At 63.8% G+C, this 16791-nt stretch carries 22 protein-coding genes; all 22 read left to right on the forward strand.

Going from position 1 to position 16791, the window contains the following annotated elements; translation table 11 throughout:
- Positions 1–12 precede the first annotated feature (12 nt).
- The 22 genes from rpoC (at position 13) to rpsN (ending at position 16739) form a co-directional block, all read left to right on the forward strand.
- On the forward strand, positions 13–4224 hold the full coding sequence (rpoC, locus tag ACR9ZH_RS10650; RefSeq protein WP_481290726.1) for a DNA-directed RNA polymerase subunit beta': 4212 nt from the start codon (positions 13–15) through the stop codon (positions 4222–4224).
- Positions 4225–4396: 172 nt separating this feature from the next.
- Positions 4397–4771, forward strand: a complete 375-nt coding sequence (gene rpsL / locus ACR9ZH_RS10655) for a 30S ribosomal protein S12 (RefSeq protein WP_036115505.1) — start codon at positions 4397–4399, stop codon at positions 4769–4771.
- 16 nt (positions 4772–4787) lie between these two features.
- Positions 4788–5255 (forward strand): 30S ribosomal protein S7, encoded by a 468-nt coding sequence (gene rpsG / locus ACR9ZH_RS10660; RefSeq protein WP_481290727.1) that lies wholly within the window; start codon positions 4788–4790, stop codon positions 5253–5255.
- A gap of 26 nt (positions 5256–5281) precedes the next feature.
- Positions 5282–7411, forward strand: a complete 2130-nt coding sequence (gene fusA / locus ACR9ZH_RS10665; RefSeq protein ID WP_481290728.1) for an elongation factor G — start codon at positions 5282–5284, stop codon at positions 7409–7411.
- 51 nt (positions 7412–7462) lie between these two features.
- A complete protein-coding gene (gene tuf, locus ACR9ZH_RS10670; RefSeq protein ID WP_481290729.1) occupies positions 7463–8653 on the forward strand; it encodes an elongation factor Tu in 1191 nt (396 codons plus the stop codon).
- Positions 8654–9013: 360 nt separating this feature from the next.
- A complete protein-coding gene (locus ACR9ZH_RS10675; RefSeq protein WP_481290730.1) occupies positions 9014–9397 on the forward strand; it encodes a type II toxin-antitoxin system RelE/ParE family toxin in 384 nt (127 codons plus the stop codon).
- Positions 9381–9683 (forward strand): helix-turn-helix domain-containing protein, encoded by a 303-nt coding sequence (locus tag ACR9ZH_RS10680; RefSeq protein ID WP_481290731.1) that lies wholly within the window; start codon positions 9381–9383, stop codon positions 9681–9683. Before ACR9ZH_RS10675 ends, ACR9ZH_RS10680 begins: the two co-directional genes overlap by 17 nt.
- A gap of 511 nt (positions 9684–10194) precedes the next feature.
- Positions 10195–10506 carry a 30S ribosomal protein S10 gene (gene rpsJ, locus ACR9ZH_RS10685; RefSeq protein WP_014402136.1) on the forward strand — a complete coding sequence of 104 codons (312 nt, stop codon included), beginning with the start codon at positions 10195–10197 and terminating at the stop codon, positions 10504–10506.
- 20 nt (positions 10507–10526) lie between these two features.
- On the forward strand, positions 10527–11168 hold the full coding sequence (rplC, locus tag ACR9ZH_RS10690) for a 50S ribosomal protein L3 (RefSeq protein ID WP_072322771.1): 642 nt from the start codon (positions 10527–10529) through the stop codon (positions 11166–11168).
- 11 nt (positions 11169–11179) lie between these two features.
- Positions 11180–11782 (forward strand): 50S ribosomal protein L4, encoded by a 603-nt coding sequence (gene rplD / locus ACR9ZH_RS10695; protein ID WP_167125919.1) that lies wholly within the window; start codon positions 11180–11182, stop codon positions 11780–11782.
- A complete protein-coding gene (gene rplW / locus ACR9ZH_RS10700; RefSeq protein ID WP_046967254.1) occupies positions 11779–12072 on the forward strand; it encodes a 50S ribosomal protein L23 in 294 nt (97 codons plus the stop codon). The genes rplD and rplW overlap by 4 nt, the downstream gene beginning before the upstream one ends.
- Positions 12073–12090: 18 nt before the next feature.
- On the forward strand, positions 12091–12912 hold the full coding sequence (gene rplB, locus ACR9ZH_RS10705; RefSeq protein WP_166699378.1) for a 50S ribosomal protein L2: 822 nt from the start codon (positions 12091–12093) through the stop codon (positions 12910–12912).
- 12 nt (positions 12913–12924) lie between these two features.
- Positions 12925–13197: a 30S ribosomal protein S19 gene (gene rpsS / locus ACR9ZH_RS10710; RefSeq protein ID WP_029213892.1), complete on the forward strand. Its 273-nt coding sequence runs from the start codon at positions 12925–12927 to the stop codon at positions 13195–13197.
- Positions 13197–13532, forward strand: coding sequence for a 50S ribosomal protein L22 (gene rplV / locus ACR9ZH_RS10715; protein ID WP_029213891.1), 336 nt, complete (start codon positions 13197–13199; stop codon positions 13530–13532). The genes rpsS and rplV overlap by 1 nt, the downstream gene beginning before the upstream one ends.
- A gap of 15 nt (positions 13533–13547) precedes the next feature.
- A complete protein-coding gene (rpsC, locus tag ACR9ZH_RS10720; RefSeq protein ID WP_166699377.1) occupies positions 13548–14282 on the forward strand; it encodes a 30S ribosomal protein S3 in 735 nt (244 codons plus the stop codon).
- Positions 14283–14293: 11 nt separating this feature from the next.
- The gene (rplP, locus tag ACR9ZH_RS10725; protein ID WP_167022096.1) at positions 14294–14707 is read left to right on the forward strand and encodes a 50S ribosomal protein L16; all 414 of its coding nucleotides are present in this window, start codon (positions 14294–14296) and stop codon (positions 14705–14707) included.
- Positions 14707–14892 carry a 50S ribosomal protein L29 gene (gene rpmC, locus ACR9ZH_RS10730; RefSeq protein WP_166699375.1) on the forward strand — a complete coding sequence of 62 codons (186 nt, stop codon included), beginning with the start codon at positions 14707–14709 and terminating at the stop codon, positions 14890–14892. The genes rplP and rpmC overlap by 1 nt, the downstream gene beginning before the upstream one ends.
- 12 nt (positions 14893–14904) lie before the next feature.
- Complete coding sequence (rpsQ, locus tag ACR9ZH_RS10735; RefSeq protein WP_166699374.1) at positions 14905–15165, forward strand: 30S ribosomal protein S17; 261 nt, start codon at positions 14905–14907, stop codon at positions 15163–15165.
- Between the two features lie 11 nt (positions 15166–15176).
- Complete coding sequence (gene rplN / locus ACR9ZH_RS10740) at positions 15177–15545, forward strand: 50S ribosomal protein L14 (RefSeq protein WP_072322777.1); 369 nt, start codon at positions 15177–15179, stop codon at positions 15543–15545.
- Positions 15546–15559: 14 nt separating this feature from the next.
- Positions 15560–15871, forward strand: a complete 312-nt coding sequence (gene rplX / locus ACR9ZH_RS10745; RefSeq protein WP_481290732.1) for a 50S ribosomal protein L24 — start codon at positions 15560–15562, stop codon at positions 15869–15871.
- A 12-nt stretch (positions 15872–15883) separates the two neighbouring features.
- Positions 15884–16423, forward strand: a complete 540-nt coding sequence (rplE, locus tag ACR9ZH_RS10750) for a 50S ribosomal protein L5 (protein ID WP_331543534.1) — start codon at positions 15884–15886, stop codon at positions 16421–16423.
- Positions 16424–16433: 10 nt separating this feature from the next.
- Positions 16434–16739: a 30S ribosomal protein S14 gene (gene rpsN / locus ACR9ZH_RS10755; RefSeq protein WP_167022102.1), complete on the forward strand. Its 306-nt coding sequence runs from the start codon at positions 16434–16436 to the stop codon at positions 16737–16739.
- The last annotated feature ends 52 nt before the right edge of the window (positions 16740–16791 follow it).

The raw sequence follows: 16791 nt of genomic DNA on the forward strand, positions 1-16791 counted from the left end.
CGGAGATTACGCATGAAAGACCTGCTCAATCTGTTCAACCAGCAGCGACAGACGCTGGATTTCGACGCGATCAAGATCGCTCTGGCTTCGCCGGAGCTGATCCGTTCGTGGTCGTACGGCGAAGTGAAGAAGCCGGAAACCATCAACTACCGCACGTTCAAGCCTGAGCGTGACGGTCTGTTCTGCGCGGCCATTTTCGGTCCGATCAAGGACTACGAATGCCTGTGCGGCAAGTACAAGCGCATGAAGCATCGCGGCGTGGTCTGCGAGAAGTGCGGCACCGAGGTCACCCTGGCCAAGGTCCGTCGCGAGCGCATGGGCCACATCGAACTGGCCAGCCCCACCGCGCACATCTGGTTCCTGAAGTCGCTGCCCTCGCGCATCGGTCTCATGCTGGACATGACCCTGCGCGACATCGAGCGCATCCTGTACTTCGAGGCCTTCGTGGTCATCGATCCGGGCCTGACCGCGCTCGAGCGCGGCCAGCTGCTCAGCGAAGACCAGTACCTGGAAGCCACCGAGGAGCACGGTGACGAGTTCGACGCCCGCATGGGTGCCGAGGCCGTCTACGAGCTGCTGAAGAGCCTCGACCTGCCGGGCGAAGTCATTCGCCTCAAGGAAGAGATCTCGTCGACGAATTCCGAGACCAAGCTGAAGCGCCTCACCAAGCGCGTGAAGCTGATCGAGGCGTTCCTCGAGTCGGGCAACAAGCCGGAGTGGATGGTCATGACCGTCCTGCCGGTGCTGCCGCCCGACCTGCGTCCGCTGGTTCCGCTGGACGGCGGCCGCTTCGCGACCTCCGACCTCAACGACCTGTACCGCCGCGTCATCAACCGCAACAACCGCCTGAAGCGCCTGCTCGAACTCGCCGCGCCCGACATCATCGTGCGCAACGAGAAGCGCATGCTGCAGGAATCGGTCGATGCACTGCTCGACAACGGCCGCCGTGGCCGTGCCATCACCGGCACGAACAAGCGCGCGCTGAAGTCGCTGGCGGACATGATCAAGGGCAAGCAGGGCCGCTTCCGCCAGAACCTGCTCGGCAAGCGCGTCGACTACTCGGGCCGTTCGGTCATCGTGGTCGGCCCGACGCTGCGCCTGCACCAGTGCGGCCTGCCGAAGAAGATGGCGCTCGAGCTGTTCAAGCCCTTCATCTTCGCCAAGCTGCAGGCCCGTGGCGAAGCCACGACCATCAAGGCCGCGAAGAAGCTCGTCGAGCGCGAGGAAGCGCAGGTCTGGGACATCCTCGAGGACGTGATCCGCGAGCACCCGGTCATGCTCAACCGTGCGCCGACGCTGCATCGCCTGGGCATCCAGGCGTTCGAGCCGGTGCTCATCGAAGGCAAGGCGATCCAGCTGCATCCGCTCGTGTGTACGGCGTTCAACGCCGACTTCGACGGTGACCAGATGGCTGTGCACGTGCCGCTGTCGATCGAGGCGCAGCTCGAAGCCCGCGCCCTGATGATGTCGTCGAACAACATCCTGTCGCCGGCGAACGGCGAGCCGATCATCGTGCCGTCCCAGGACGTCGTGCTCGGCCTGTACTACATGACCCGCGAGCTGATCAACGCGAAGGGCGCCGGCATGGTGTTCGCGAACATCGGCGAGGTGCGTCGTGCGTACGACAACCGCGCGGTCGAGCTGCACGCCAAGGTGAAGGTGCGCGTGCGCAGCGTGGAAACCGTCGATGGTGAGCGCGTCGAGCGTCACCCCCTCGTGGACACCACGGTGGGCCGTGCCCTGCTGGCCGAGATCATCCCGGAGGGCCTGCCGTTCGCGCTGGTCAACACCGAGCTGACCAAGAAGAACATCTCGCGCCTGATCAACCAGAGCTACCGCCTGCTCGGCCTGAAGGAATCGGTCGTGTTCGCGGACAAGCTGATGTACACCGGCTTCCGTTTCGCGACGCGTGCCGGTATCTCCATCGGCATCGACGACATGAAGATCCCCGCCGAGAAGAAGGGAATCCTCGAGGAAGCGGAGAAGGAGGTCGTCGAGATCCAGGAGCAGTACCAGTCGGGTCTGGTCACCGCCGGCGAGCGCTACAACAAGGTGGTCGACATCTGGTCGCGTACCAATGAACTGGTCGCGAAGGCGATGATCGACGGCATCGGTACCGAGAAGGTCACCGACGCCGACGGCAACGTGGTCAACCAGAAGTCGATGAACTCGCTGTACATCATGGCCGACTCCGGCGCCCGCGGCAGCGCGGCCCAGATTCGCCAGCTGGCGGGTATGCGCGGCCTGATGGCCCGTCCGGACGGCTCGATCATCGAGACGCCCATCAAGGCGAACTTCCGCGAGGGCCTGAACGTCCTGCAGTACTTCAACTCGACCCACGGCGCCCGCAAGGGTCTCGCGGATACCGCGCTGAAGACGGCGAACTCCGGCTACCTGACCCGTCGTCTCGTCGACGTGGCGCAGGACGTCGTCATCACCGAGCACGATTGCGGCACGGAAGACGGCGTCCTGATGTCCCCGATCGTGGAAGGCGGCGACGTGGTCGAACCGCTGCGCGAGCGTGTGCTCGGCCGCGTGGTGGTCGAGGACGTCTACGCTCCTGGCGACGACGACCAGCCGATCGTCACGCGCGACACCCTGCTCGACGAATACCTGGTCGACAAGCTCGACAAGGGCGGCGTGCAGCTGATCAAGGTGCGTTCGCCCATCACCTGCCGTGCCAGCCACGGCGTGTGCGCCCTGTGCTACGGCCGCGACCTGGCCCGTGGCCACCTCGTCAACATGGGCGAGGCGGTGGGCGTGGTGGCGGCGCAGTCGATCGGCGAGCCGGGTACCCAGCTGACGATGCGTACCTTCCACATCGGCGGCGCGGCATCCCGTGCGGCCGCCGTGGACAACGTCACGGTCCGGACCACCGGTGCGCTGAAGTTCAACAACCTGAAGTCGGTCGAGCACGCCCAGGGCCACCTGGTCGCGGTCTCGCGTTCGGGCGAAGTGAGCGTCATCGATGCCAACGGCCGCGAGCGCGAGCGTTACAAGGTGCCTTACGGCGCGACGATCACGGTGAAAGACGGCGACCCGGTCAAGGCCGGCCAGACCGTCGCGAACTGGGATCCGCACACCCACCCGATCGTCACGGAAGTGGCCGGCGTGGTCCGCTTCATCGACTTCATCGATGGCGTGACCGTGCAGTCGCAGACGGACGAGCTCACCGGCCTCGAGTCGGCGGTGGTCACCGATCCGAAGCGTCGCGGCACGCAGGCCAAGGACCTGCGTCCGATCGTCCGCCTGGAAGACAGCAAGGGCCGTGAGCTCAAGCTGCCGGGCACCGACATCGCGGCCCAGTACTTCCTGCCGGCCGGCGCCATCGTGTCGATCCAGAACGGGGCCGAAGTGGGCGTGGGCGACGTGGTTGCCCGTATCCCGCAGGAAACCTCGAAGACCCGCGACATCACCGGCGGTCTGCCGCGCGTGGCCGACCTGTTCGAAGCCCGCAAGCCGAAGGAGCCGGCCATCCTCGCGGAGCGCTCGGGCATCGTCAGCTTCGGCAAGGACACCAAGGGCAAGCAGCGCCTGATCATCAAGGACGCGGACGGCAACGAGCACGAAGAGCTGATTCCGAAGTGGCGTCAGGTCATCGTGTTCGAGGGCGAGCACGTGGAGAAGGGCGAAACCGTCGTCGACGGCGAGCCGAATCCGCACGACATCCTGCGCCTGCTGGGTGTCGAGCCGCTGGCCTCGTACCTGGTGAAGGAAATCCAGGACGTGTACCGCCTGCAGGGCGTGAAGATCAACGATAAGCACATCGAAGCGATCATTCGCCAGATGCTCCGCAAGGTCGAGATCACCGAGCCCGGCGACAGCACGTACCTCCGCGGCGAGCAGGTCGAGCGCGTCCGGATCAACGAGGAGAACGATCGCGCCGAGGCCCGGGGCGAGCGTCGCGCCGAGTTCGAATCGGTCCTGCTGGGCATCACCAAGGCGTCGCTGGCCACGGAGTCGTTCATCTCGGCGGCCTCGTTCCAGGAGACCACCCGCGTCCTCACCGAGGCGGCGGTCCGGGGCACCCGCGACACGTTGCGGGGCCTGAAGGAAAATGTTATTGTTGGACGGCTAATCCCTGCGGGTACGGGTCTGGCATACCACGCTTCGCGTCGTAGCCAGGGCGGCCTGACGGCCTCGGAGCTCGAAACCCTCTCGGGTTCGGCACCGGCCGTCACGTTCGAAGAGGCTCCCGCCGGGTCCAACGATAGCGCCGAGTAAGGCCCGTATTCGGGTTTTGCTCGTACATACGAAATGAGGCGCACGGAAGCGCCTCGTGTTCGGATTCAGGGACGATGGGCGCAGCCCGCTTCGCGGGCGACGCACGTCAACAACGCTTCTCTGGCGGGCCGATCTATCGGTCTGCCTTTATGTTTCTCAGGAATAGCTTCGCATGACGACAGTCAACCAGTTGGTGCGCAAATCCCGCAGCCCGAAGGCGTACAAGAGCGCCTCGCCGGCCCTGCAGAGCAGCCCGCAGCGCCGCGGGGTGTGCACGCGCGTTTATACGACCACTCCGAAGAAGCCGAACTCGGCCCTGCGTAAGGTTGCCAAGGTGCGCCTGACCAACGGTTTCGAAGTCATCAGCTACATCGGTGGCGAAGGTCACAATCTGCAGGAGCACTCGGTGGTCCTGATCCGCGGCGGTCGCGTCAAGGATCTCCCCGGTGTGCGTTACCACACGGTTCGCGGCAGTCTCGACTGCGCCGGCGTGACCAAGCGTCGCAAGTCGCGCTCGAAGTACGGCGCCAAGCGCCCGAAGAGCTGAGAAAGGACAAGAAACTATGTCGCGTAAAGGTTCCCATCCCGCCCGTGTCGTCCTCCCGGACCCGAAGCACGGAAGCCAGCTGATCGCCCGCTTCATCAACATGGTGATGAAGTCCGGCAAGAAGTCCGTCGCCGAATCGATCGTCTACGGCGCGCTGCAGCACATCAGCGAAAAGCACGCCGAGCCGGTGCAGCTCGTCGAGAAGGCCCTGGGCAACATCGCCCCGGCCGTCGAGGTGAAGTCGCGCCGCGTGGGCGGTGCCACCTACCAGGTGCCGGTCGAAGTCCGTCCGGGCCGCCGCATGGCCCTGGCCATGCGCTGGGTGATCGATGCAGCGCGCAAGCGCGGCGAGACGTCCATGCCGCGCAAGCTGGCAGCCGAACTGCTCGAGGCCTCGGAGTCCCGTGGCGGCGCCGTCAAGAAGCGCGAAGAAACGCATCGCATGGCAGAGGCCAACAAGGCCTTCTCGCATTACCGCTGGTAATTACAGCTTCAGATTGAGGAAAGACCGTGGCACGCACCACTCCCATCGAGCGCTACCGCAACTTCGGCATCATGGCCCACATCGATGCCGGCAAGACCACGACCACGGAGCGCATCCTGTTCTACACCGGCGTCAGTCATAAGATTGGCGAGGTGCACGACGGTGCGGCGACGATGGACTGGATGGAGCAGGAGCAGGAGCGCGGCATCACCATCACTTCCGCCGCCACCACGGCGTTCTGGAAGGGCATGGATCGCTCGCTGCCCGAGCACCGCTTCAACATCATCGACACCCCGGGACACGTCGACTTCACCATCGAAGTGGAGCGCTCGCTCCGCGTGCTCGACGGTGCGGTGTTCGTGCTCTGCGCCGTGGGTGGCGTGCAGCCGCAGTCGGAAACCGTGTGGCGTCAGGCCAACCGGTACAAGGTTCCGCGCCTCGCGTTCGTCAACAAGATGGACCGCACCGGCGCGAACTTCTACAAGGTCGTCGACCAGCTGAAGGCCCGCCTCGCCGCCAACCCGGTGCCGATGCAGGTGCCGATCGGTGCCGAAGACAACTTCGAAGGTGTCGTCGACCTCCTCAAGATGAAGGCCATCAAGTGGGACATGGAGTCCCAGGGCATGAAGTTCGAATACGTCGACATCCCGGCGGAACTGCAGGCCAAGGCCGAGGAAGGCCGTACCGCCATGATCGAAGCCGCGGCGGAAGCCACGGAAGAGATGATGGACAAGTACCTGGGCGGCGAAGAGCTGACCGAGGCGGAGATCATCGAAGGCCTGCGCCTGCGCACGCTGAAGAGCGAGATCATTCCGGTCTACTGCGGTACCGCGTTCAAGAACAAGGGCGTCCAGGCGATGCTCGACGCGGTCGTCAACCTGCTCCCGTCGCCGGTCGACCGTCCGCCGGTCGAGGGCGTGAACGAAGACGAGCAGCCGGATACCCGTCCGGCCAAGGACGACGCTCCGTTCTCGGCGCTCGCGTTCAAGATCATGACCGACCCGTTCGTCGGCGCCCTGACGTTCTTCCGTGTCTATTCGGGCACGCTGAACGCCGGTGACCAGGTGTACAACCCGGTCAAGTCGAAGAAGGAGCGCATCGGCCGCATCCTGCAGATGCACGCCAACGAGCGTCACGAACTGAAGGAAGTCCGCGCCGGCGATATCGCCGCGGCGGTCGGCCTGAAGGACGTCACGACCGGTGACACGCTGTGCGCGCAGGACCACATCATCACCCTCGAGCGCATGTCGTTCCCGGAGCCGGTGATCTCGATGGCGGTCGAGCCGAAGACCAAGTCGGACCAGGAAAAGATGGGCATCGCCCTCGGCCGTCTGGCCGCGGAAGATCCGTCGTTCCGCGTCCGTACGGACGAAGAGTCGGGCCAGACGATCATCTCGGGCATGGGCGAGCTCCACCTGGACATCCTGGTGGACCGCATGAAGCGCGAGTTCAACGTCGAAGCCAACGTCGGCAAGCCGCAGGTGGCCTACCGCGAAACGATCCAGGCCTCGGACGTCAAGTCGGACTACAAGCACGCCAAGCAGTCGGGCGGTAAGGGCCAGTACGGTCACGTCGTGATCGAGATGTCCCCGATCTCCGACGCCGACCGTGCCGACGAGAAGATCGCCGCGATGATCAAGGACGACTTCCTGTTCATCAACGACATCACGGGCGGCGTGATTCCGAAGGAATTCATCCCGTCGGTCGAAAAGGGCCTGCGCGAGACGATTACCGCCGGTCCGCTGGCCGGGTTCCCGGTCGTGGGCGTGAAGGTCAAGCTCGTTTTCGGTTCGTACCACGACGTCGACTCGTCGGAAATGGCGTTCAAGCTGGCCGCCTCGATGGCGTTCAAGCAGGGCTTCTCGAAGGCGAACCCGGTGCTGCTCGAGCCGATCATGAAGGTCGAAGTCGTCACGCCGGAAGACTACGTCGGTGACGTCATGGGCGATATCAGCCGCCGTCGCGGCATGCTGACCGGCCAGGAAGAGACCCCGTCGGGCAAGACCGTCAACGCGATGATTCCGCTGGGCGAAATGTTCGGTTACGCGACCTCGCTGCGTTCGCAGACCCAGGGCCGCGCCACGTTCACGATGGAATTCGACCATTACGAACCGGCACCGAAGAACATCGCCGACGAGGTCATGAAGAAGTCCTGATAAGGGCTTCTTCTTCAAACAACAAAACGTTCTTTTTAGAGGTTCAGAGTCATGGCAAAGGGTAAGTTCGAGCGCACCAAGCCGCACGTCAACGTCGGCACCATCGGTCACGTCGATCACGGCAAGACCACGCTGACGGCCGCGCTGACGAAGGTCGGTGCGGAGCGCTTCGGTGGCGAATTCAAGGGTTACGACCAGATCGACGCGGCGCCGGAAGAGAAGGCGCGCGGCATCACGATCTCCACGGCCCACGTGGAATATGAATCGGCCACCCGCCACTACGCCCACGTCGATTGCCCGGGCCACGCCGACTACGTCAAGAACATGATCACCGGTGCCGCCCAGATGGACGGCGCGATCCTGGTGTGCTCGGCCGCCGACGGCCCGATGCCGCAGACCCGCGAGCACATCCTGCTCTCGCGTCAGGTCGGCGTGCCGTACATCGTCGTGTTCCTGAACAAGGCCGACATGGTCGACGACGCCGAGCTCATGGAGCTCGTCGAGATGGAAGTCCGTGAACTGCTGTCGAAGTACGAGTTCCCGGGCGACGACACCCCGATCATCAAGGGTTCGGCCCGCCTGGCGCTGGAAGGCGACCAGTCCGAGATCGGCGTGCCGGCGATCCTCAACCTCGTCGACGCCCTCGACAGCTACATCCCGACGCCGGAGCGCGACGTCGACAAGGCGTTCCTGATGCCGGTCGAAGACGTGTTCTCGATCTCGGGCCGCGGTACCGTCGTTACGGGCCGTATCGAGCGCGGCATCATCAAGGTCGGTGACGAAGTCGAAGTCGTCGGCATCCGCGACACCCAGAAGACCACGGTCACGGGCGTCGAGATGTTCCGCAAGCTGCTCGACCAGGGTCAGGCGGGCGACAACGCCGGTCTGCTGCTCCGCGGCCTGAAGCGCGACGACGTCGAGCGCGGCCAGGTGCTGGCCAAGCCGGGCACGATCAAGCCGCACACCAAGTTCGAAGCGGAAGTGTACGTGCTGTCGAAGGACGAGGGCGGCCGCCACACCCCGTTCTTCAACAACTACCGTCCGCAGTTCTACTTCCGCACCACGGACGTCACGGGCGCCATCAAGCTGCCGGAAGGCGTCGAGATGGTGATGCCCGGCGACAACGTGAAGATGGAAGTCACCCTGATCCACCCGATCGCGATGGACGAAGGCCTGCGCTTCGCCATCCGCGAAGGCGGCCGCACCGTCGGCGCCGGCGTGGTGGCGAAGGTCACCGCGTAAGCAAGATCTCCCTTCGGGGAAGACGAGAGGCGGGGACGAAAGTCCTCGCCTCTTTTTTTGCGTGCACGTCGTCCCTGCGAAGGGCAGGGACCCAGCGACGTCGGCGTACGAGGATGCAGCGTGTGCCACTTTCGTCGCTAAATCGTCTCTGGTCGTCATGGCGAGCGACCGCAGACGAAGATGGTTAACACTGGCAGGCGCAGCTGGTACCTACGCGTACGCTATAGCGATGTCGGCAAGCATCAGGAACAACTATATGACCTGTGGCCGGCGCCCCGACCAGGTGGCGCTCCGAGCAGGGGCAGCACCCCGGGAGGCTGGAAAAGGTGTACCCGTTTCGGGTATAGTTCGGAGGCCGAGATGGCGTGCATCCTCAAGCGCAGGGATTTTGCGCGATGGCAGGCGGGCGAGAGACTGCCCAATGCCGCTTTGTGCAAGGCAGTTTGGGAGATGGAACGTGGCTTGGTTGACGCGGACTTAGGCGGCCTCCTCTACAAGAGACGGGTCGCTCGCCCGGGCAGCGGTAAGAGCGGTGGTTACCGCACGTTGCTATCGGCCGGGATTGGTAGCCGCTACGTATTCCTGCATGGGTTCCCCAAGAGTGACAAGGCGACCATCGCGCAGGACGAGAAAAAGGCGCTGCAATTCGCCGGCAAGGTGTTCCTGGAGCTGTCTGTAGAGGCTTTGTCGAACGCCTTGCGGTCGGGCGTGTTATTGGAGGTGCATTGTGAGCAAGATCATTGAATCCCTTCGTGGCGATCTGGCTGCGCTCCACGTCGCGGGAGCGATCGGAAAGGTGACGATGCGCGAGTTCGACGCGATCTGCCCGCCGCCGGTGCGGGGGTTCAGTGCTGCCGACATCAGGCGCCTGCGCGAAGCCTTGAAGTTCAGCCAGCCGGTGTTCGCTCTTCATTTGCACACGTCAGCCTCGACGGTGCGCAAGTGGGAACAGGGAGAGACCCATCCCACGGGGCCGGCTCTCAAGCTGCTCAACGTCATCGCCGACAAGGGTCTGCAGGCCATCATCTGACGCCTGACATGCTGCCGCTTGTTGCTCTCCGAACCGGTCACCTCAGTATTGGGTGAGGTGGAGGGGCACACCCCAGCGCCTCCAGCGGCAGGCTTCAAGGTATTCCTCGAAACGCGACGGCGCAGCCGAGCCCTGATAAGGCCTTCCATTCCTCCTTCGGCCCGGCTATACTCCGCTGGCTAAGACTCCCGGGCGCCCCCATAAGGCACCGGACCACGCGAAATGAGGCGCACGGAATGTGCTTCGAGTTCGCCGGCAAGGACGCCGAATAGGGTAGCAACGGGCCACGGGGCGCGAGCTCTGTTGACCCATCTTGTTGCGTATTCTATACTTTTCTGTCTGGGCAGGCCGTTATTGCGGTCTGCCCGACTTTTTCGGGTCGTTCCGGGTGGCATCTGCCGCTCCAGGGCGGCCCGTTGCGGTACCCGTAGTTAGCAATCTGGGTTGTGCGGGGTGGCGAGAAGCCCCTCCGAATCACAAGAACGTTCTTTCGATAACAGGACACGGTTTTATGGCGAACCAAAAGATTCGCATCCGGCTCAAGGCGTTCGATCATCGTCTGATCGACCGTTCGGCCAGCGAAATCGTCGAGACGGCCAAGCGCACCGGCGCCACGGTCCTCGGCCCGATCCCGCTGCCGACCAAGATCGAGCGCTACACCATTCTGGTGTCGCCGCACGTCGACAAAGATGCCCGCGACCAGTACGAGACCCGTACCCACAAGCGCGTTCTGGACATCGTCGACCCCAACGACAAGACCGTGGACGCGCTCATGAAGCTCGATCTCGCCGCCGGCGTCGACGTGCAGATCAAGCTCGGTTGAGCGGACTAAAGGATACGAAGATGAGTATCGGACTGGTTGGCCGCAAGTGCGGCATGAGCCGGCTCTTCACCGAAGACGGCCGCTCGATTCCGGTGACGCTGATTGAAGCGACCCCGAATCGCGTGACGCAGGTGAAGACCGAAGAGAACGACGGCTACAGCGCGGTGCAGGTCACGGCTGGCGCGAAGCGCGCCTCGCTGCTGACGGCTCCCGCGAAGGGCCATTACGCGAAGGCCAAGGTTGAGCCGGGTCGCGGTCTGTGGGAGTTCCGCCTGAACGCGGACGACGCGGGCAAGTACGAAGTTGGCGCCGAAATCACCGCCGAAGCCGTGTTCACCGTCGGTCAGACGGTCGACGTCGCCGGCGTGTCGAAGGGCAAGGGCTTCCAGGGCACCATCAAGCGTCACCATTTCAAGATGGGCGACGCCACGCACGGTAACTCGCTGTCGCATCGCGCCCCGGGCTCGATCGGCCAGCGCCAGACGCCGGGCCGCGTGTTTCCTGGCAAGAAGATGGCGGGCCACATGGGTGCGGTCAATCGCACCGTGCAGGGCCTGGAAGTGGTCAAGGTCGACGCCGAGCGTCATCTGATCGCGGTCAAGGGCGCAGTCCCTGGCGCGACCGGTGGCGACGTCGTGATCCGTCCGACGACCAAGGGTTGAGGAGAGACGCCATGGAACTTAACGTTATTGGCGCCAAGTCGCTCACCGTGTCGGACGACGTGTTCGGCGGCGAGTACAAGAAGGCCCTCGTGCACCAGGTCGTCACCGCCTACCAGGCGGGCGGTCGTGCAGGCACCAAGGCGCAGCTGTCGCGCGGTGAACTGTCGGGTACCACGAAGAAGTTCAAGAAGCAGAAGGGCGGCGGCGCCCGTCACGGCGACTACCGTGCCCCGATCTTCGTCGGCGGCGGTGTGACGTTCGCGGCCAAGCCGCGCAGCTTCGAGCAGAAGGTCAACCGCAAGGCCTACCGCGTTGCGATCCGTTCGATCATCGCCGAGCTGAACCGTCAGGATCGCCTGAAGGTCGTCTCCGAGCTGTCGATCGACAAGCCCAGCACCAAGGGCATGATCGCCAAGCTGGCCGAGCTCGAAGTCAAGGGTCGCGTGCTGCTGGTGTCGGAAGACGCCACCGAGGCGCTGTACCTGTCCGCCCGCAACATTCCGTACATCCACGTCGTCGACGTGCTGGCCCTGAATCCGGTCAGCCTGGTCGGCAGCGACTACGTCGTCATGACGGTGGACGCGGTCAAGAAGGTCGAGGAGTGGCTCGCATGAGCACCGAACGCACGCTCAACACGCTTCGCGCGCCGCACATCTCCGAGAAGTCGGCTCGCCTTGCTGAGAACAACCAGTACGTTTTCGTCGTGGCGCCCGAGGCGACCAAGGCCGACGTCCGCGCCGCGGTGGAACACCTCTTCGACGTCAAGGTCGTGGACGTGAACCTCGTGAACACGAAGGGCAAGGTCAAGTCGTTCCGCTTCCGCACTGGCAACCGCCAGGGCAAGCGTAAGGCCTACGTGCGCCTCGCCGATGGTCACACGATCGACGTGTCGGCCAAGGCCTGAGCCAGGAGTTGAATTGAGATGGCACTGATCACTCACAAGCCGACCTCCCCGGGCCGCCGCGACGCAGTCAGCGTGCGGACCGAAGGTCTGCACAAGGGCGCACCGTATGCGCCCCTGACCGAATCGCAGGCGAAGACCGGCGGCCGCAACCACTTCGGTCGCATCACCACGCGTCATCGCGGCGGCGGTCACAAGCAGGCTTACCGCATCATCGATTTCAAGCGCGACAAGGAAGGCATCGCCGCTGTCGTCGAGCGTCTGGAATACGACCCGAACCGCACCGCGCACATCGCGCTGCTGTGCTACGCCGACGGCGAGCGCCGCTACATCATCGCGCCGAAGGGCGTGGCGGTGGGCGACCGTCTCGTGTCGGGTTCCGACTCCCCGATCAAGCCGGGCAACTGCCTGCCGCTTCGTTCGATCCCGGTCGGTTCCACCATCCACTGCATCGAGATGAAGCCGGGCAAGGGTGCGCAGATCGCGCGTTCCGCCGGTGCCTCGGTCCAGCTGGTGGCTCGCGAGCAGGGCTACGCCACGCTGCGCCTCCGCTCCGGCGAAATGCGCCGCGTGCCGGTCGAGTGCCGCGCCACCATCGGCGAAGTCGGCAACTCGGAGCACAGCCTGCGCAAGCTCGGCAAGGCCGGCGCCAAGCGTTGGAAGGGCATCCGCCCGACCGTCCGCGGCGTGGTCATGAACCCGGTCGACCATCCGCATGGCGGTGGTGAAGGCCGTACCTCCGGCGGCCGTCATCCGGTCAGCCCGTGGGGCACGCCCACCAAGGGTTACAAGACGCGCAACAACAAGCGCACCCAGCAGTTCATCGTGCGTCGTCGCAAGTAATAGGAAACGATCATGCCGCGCTCTCTAAAGAAAGGTCCGTTCGTTGACCTGCACCTCGTAAAGAAGGTGGAAGCCGCCGTTTCCGCCAACAACAAGCGTCCGATCAAGACCTGGTCGCGTCGTTCGATGATCCTGCCGGAGATGGTCGGTCTGACCATCGCCATCCACAACGGCCGCCAGCACGTGCCTGTGTTGATCAACGAGAACATGGTCGGGCACAAGCTCGGCGAGTTCGCGGTGACCCGCACGTACAAGGGCCACGCCGGCGACAAGAAGGGCAAGTGATGAGCACCGAAGCCAAAGCGATCCTGCGCAGCGCCCGCATCTCGGCGCAGAAGGCACGCCTGGTGGCTGACCTGGTCCGCGGCATGCCCGTGGGCCGAGCCAGCGACGTGCTCGCCTTTACCAACAAGAAAGCCGCCCACCTTGTCCGCAAGGTACTGCTCTCCGCCGTCGCCAATGCCGAGAACAACCTCGGTGCCGACGTCGACGAGCTCAAGGTGGCCCGCATCTTCGTCGACGAAGGTCCGGCGATGAAGCGCATGTACGCCCGCGCCAAAGGTCGCGGTTCGCGCATCCTGAAGCGCACCAGCCACATCACTGTGGTTGTCGGCAACTGACTGGGGTAAGAAACGATGGGTCATAAAGTTCATCCCACCGGTATCCGCCTCGGCATTGCCAAGGACTGGAACTCGAAGTGGTACGCCAACAAGGGCGAATATGCCCAGTACCTCGCTGCTGACCTCAAGGTCCGCGAGATGCTGCGCAAGAAGCTCGCTGCCGCCGGTATCTCGAAGATCCAGATCGAGCGCCCGGCCAAGACCGCCCGCGTGACGATCCACACGGCCCGTCCGGGCGTGGTGATCGGCAAGAAGGGTGAGGACATCGAGAAGCTGCGCAAGGAAGTCACCGACATGATGGGCGTCCCGACGCACATCAACGTCAGCGAAGTCCGCAAGCCGGAACTCGACGCCCAGCTCGTCGCCGAGTCGATCGCCCAGCAGCTCGAGCGTCGCATCATGTTCCGCCGCGCCATGAAGCGCTCGGTCGGCAACGCGATGCGCCTCGGTGCCCTCGGCATCAAGATCAACGTCTCCGGTCGTCTGAACGGTGCCGAGATCGCGCGCTCCGAGTGGGCTCGCGAAGGTCGCGTCCCGCTGCATACCCTGCGTGCGGACATCGACTACGGTACCGCCGAAGCGAAGACCCAGTACGGCATCATCGGTGTCAAGGTGTGGGTCTACAAGGGCGAGATCTTCGATCTGGCGGCCGCCACGGCCGAGTCGAAGGAAGAACAGCAGCCTCAGCAGTCGTCGCGTCGCGAGGGTGGTGAAAACCGCCGTGAGCGCGGCGAGCGCTCTGCCAAGTAAGGAGCGTTGCCATGTTGCAACCGAAGCGTACCAAGTTCCGCAAAATGCATAAGGGCCGCAACGACGGCCTGGCGTTCAACTCCAACCTCGTGAGCTTTGGCGAGTACGGCCTGAAGGCGACGACGCACGGTCAGCTGACCGCGCGCCAGATCGAAGCGGCCCGCCGTTGTATCACGCGCTACGTGAAGCGTGGCGGCAAGCTCTGGATCCGCGTGTTCCCGGACAAGCCGATCACCCGCAAGCCCATCGAAGTCCGAATGGGTGCCGGTAAGGGTGGCGTCGAGTTCTGGGTGGCTCTGATCCAGCCGGGCCGCATGCTTTATGAAATCGAAGGTGTCGACGAGGCAACCGCGCGCGAGGCAATGCGCCTGGCTGCCGCCAAGCTCTCGGTCCAGACCCAGTTCGTGTCCAGGGCGGTGATGTGATGGCCATCAAAGAAATCAAGAACAAGTCGGCGGAAGAGCTGAATCAGCATCTGCTGGACCTTCGCAAGGAGCAGTTCAATCTGCGCATGCAGAAGGGCTCCGGCCAGCTCACCCAGCCACACCAGCTGCGCCGCGTCAGGCGCGACATCGCCCGCACGAAGTTCGTGCTCGGCGCGAAGAAGTAAGGGACGGCTGATATGAGCGATAACCAGAAAACGGCGCGTACCCTCGAAGGCCGCGTCATCAGCAACAAGATGGCCAACACGGTCACGGTGCTGATCGAGCGTCAGGTGCAGCATCCGCTGCTCGGCAAGATCATCCGCCGCTCCACGAAGCTCCACGCGCACGACGAAACGGGTGCGAACGAGGGCGACGTGGTCCGTATCGCGGAGTGCCGTCCGCTGTCGAAGACCAAGCATCACCGCGTGGTCGAAATCGTCACGCGCGCTGAAGTTTAAGGAGAGCTGCGATGATTCAGATGCAAAGCACGCTTTCCGCGGCGGACAACAGCGGCGCGAAGGAACTGATGTGCATCAAGGTGCTGGGCGGCTCCAAGCGCCGTTATGCCAGCGTCGGCGATGTCATCAAGGTGACCGTCAAGGACGCCATTCCCCGCGGTAAGGTCAAGAAGGGCGAGGTGTACAACGCCGTGGTGGTTCGTACCGCCAAGGGTGTGCGCCGTGCCGACGGTTCGCTGATCCGTTTCGACGGGAACGCGGCCGTGCTCCTCAACAACAAGCTCGAGCCGATCGGCACCCGTATCTTCGGGCCGGTTACCCGCGAGCTGCGCAGCGAGAAGTTCATGAAGATCGTCTCGCTCGCGCCTGAAGTGCTCTGAGCGGAGGCCAGACCATGAACCGTATCCGCAAGGGTGATAACGTCATCGTCATCACCGGTAAGAACAAGGGCCAGCGCGGCGACGTGCTGCGCGTCGACGGCGACCGCGTGGTCGTCTCGAACGTGAACCTGATCAAGCGCCACACCAAGCCGAACCCCCAGGCCAACCAGCCGGGCGGGATCGTCGAGCGTGAGGCCTCGATCCACATCTCCAATGTCCAGCTCTTCAACTCCGCCTCGAACAAGGGCGAGCGCGTTGGCACCAAGACGCTCGAGGACGGGCGCAAGGTGCGCGTGTTCCGTTCGGGCGAAGTGGTCGACGCGTAAGGAACCGAAGTCATGACCCGCCTTGAAACGTTTTACAAAGAGTCGGTAATGCAGAAGCTCACTGAGCGCTTCGGTTACCAGAACGTCATGGAAGTCCCGCGCATCACGAAGATCACGCTCAACATGGGCGTCGGCGAAGCCGCCGGTAACAAGAAGATCCTCGAGAACGCGGTCGCCGACATGACCAAGATCGCCGGCCAGAAGCCGATCACGACGAAGGCCCGCGTGTCGGTCGCTTCGTTCAAGATTCGCGACGGGTGGCCGATCGGTTGCAAGGTCACGCTTCGTCGTGCCCAGATGTGGGAATTCCTGGACCGCCTGATCAACATCTCGCTGCCGCGTACGCGCGACTTCCGTGGTGTCTCGGGCCGTGCCTTCGATGGCCGCGGTAACTACAACTTCGGCATCAAGGAACAGATCATCTTCCCGGAAATCGACTTCGATCAGGTCGACGCGCTGCGTGGCATGGATATCTCCATCACCACCACCGCCAAGACCGACGAAGAAGCCAAGGCGCTGCTGGAAGCCTTCAGCTTCCCGTTCCGCAACTGATAGGTAGAACATGGCCAAGACCTCGATGATCGAGCGCGACCTCAAGCGCTCCAAGCTCGTCAAGAAGTACGCCGCCAAGCGCGCCGAACTGAAGGCGATCGTCCTGAGCGCCACCGCCTCGTATGACGAGAAGATGGAAGCCCAGACCAAGCTGCAGAAGCTTCCGCGCGATGCCAGCCCGGCGCGCCAGCGTAACCGCTGCGCCCTGACCGGCCGCCCGCGCGGCGTCTACAGCAAGTTCGGCCTGGGTCGCAACAAGCTCCGCGAAGCCACCATGCGTGGCGACGTGCCGGGCCTGCGCAAGGCTAGCTGGTAAAAAACTCGCCAACGGCGGGTCAAGCTGTTATAGCTGTCTCTTATACACATCT

The organism is Luteibacter sp. SVR4-7G (assembly GCF_056755555.1).

Bases quoted from the DNA above. Each gene is read 5' to 3' on its own strand.
- rplX (WP_481290732.1), top strand. From the start codon at position 15,560: ATGAACCGTATCCGCAAGGGTGATAACGTCATCGTCATCACCGGTAAG.
- rpsJ (WP_014402136.1), top strand. From the start codon at position 10,195: ATGGCGAACCAAAAGATTCGCATCCGGCTCAAGGCGTTCGATCATCGT.
- rpsN (WP_167022102.1), top strand. From the start codon at position 16,434: ATGGCCAAGACCTCGATGATCGAGCGCGACCTCAAGCGCTCCAAGCTC.
- rplW (WP_046967254.1), top strand. From the start codon at position 11,779: ATGAGCACCGAACGCACGCTCAACACGCTTCGCGCGCCGCACATCTCC.
- rplC (WP_072322771.1), top strand. From the start codon at position 10,527: ATGAGTATCGGACTGGTTGGCCGCAAGTGCGGCATGAGCCGGCTCTTC.
- rplP (WP_167022096.1), top strand. From the start codon at position 14,294: ATGTTGCAACCGAAGCGTACCAAGTTCCGCAAAATGCATAAGGGCCGC.
- rplN (WP_072322777.1), top strand. From the start codon at position 15,177: ATGATTCAGATGCAAAGCACGCTTTCCGCGGCGGACAACAGCGGCGCG.
- rpsS (WP_029213892.1), top strand. From the start codon at position 12,925: ATGCCGCGCTCTCTAAAGAAAGGTCCGTTCGTTGACCTGCACCTCGTA.
- rpsQ (WP_166699374.1), top strand. From the start codon at position 14,905: ATGAGCGATAACCAGAAAACGGCGCGTACCCTCGAAGGCCGCGTCATC.
- rplD (WP_167125919.1), top strand. From the start codon at position 11,180: ATGGAACTTAACGTTATTGGCGCCAAGTCGCTCACCGTGTCGGACGAC.
- rplE (WP_331543534.1), top strand. From the start codon at position 15,884: ATGACCCGCCTTGAAACGTTTTACAAAGAGTCGGTAATGCAGAAGCTC.
- tuf (WP_481290729.1), top strand. From the start codon at position 7,463: ATGGCAAAGGGTAAGTTCGAGCGCACCAAGCCGCACGTCAACGTCGGC.
- rpmC (WP_166699375.1), top strand. From the start codon at position 14,707: ATGGCCATCAAAGAAATCAAGAACAAGTCGGCGGAAGAGCTGAATCAG.
- rpoC (WP_481290726.1), top strand. From the start codon at position 13: ATGAAAGACCTGCTCAATCTGTTCAACCAGCAGCGACAGACGCTGGAT.
- rplB (WP_166699378.1), top strand. From the start codon at position 12,091: ATGGCACTGATCACTCACAAGCCGACCTCCCCGGGCCGCCGCGACGCA.
- rpsC (WP_166699377.1), top strand. From the start codon at position 13,548: ATGGGTCATAAAGTTCATCCCACCGGTATCCGCCTCGGCATTGCCAAG.
- rpsG (WP_481290727.1), top strand. From the start codon at position 4,788: ATGTCGCGTAAAGGTTCCCATCCCGCCCGTGTCGTCCTCCCGGACCCG.
- rplV (WP_029213891.1), top strand. From the start codon at position 13,197: ATGAGCACCGAAGCCAAAGCGATCCTGCGCAGCGCCCGCATCTCGGCG.
- rpsL (WP_036115505.1), top strand. From the start codon at position 4,397: ATGACGACAGTCAACCAGTTGGTGCGCAAATCCCGCAGCCCGAAGGCG.
- ACR9ZH_RS10675 (WP_481290730.1), top strand. From the start codon at position 9,014: ATGGCGTGCATCCTCAAGCGCAGGGATTTTGCGCGATGGCAGGCGGGC.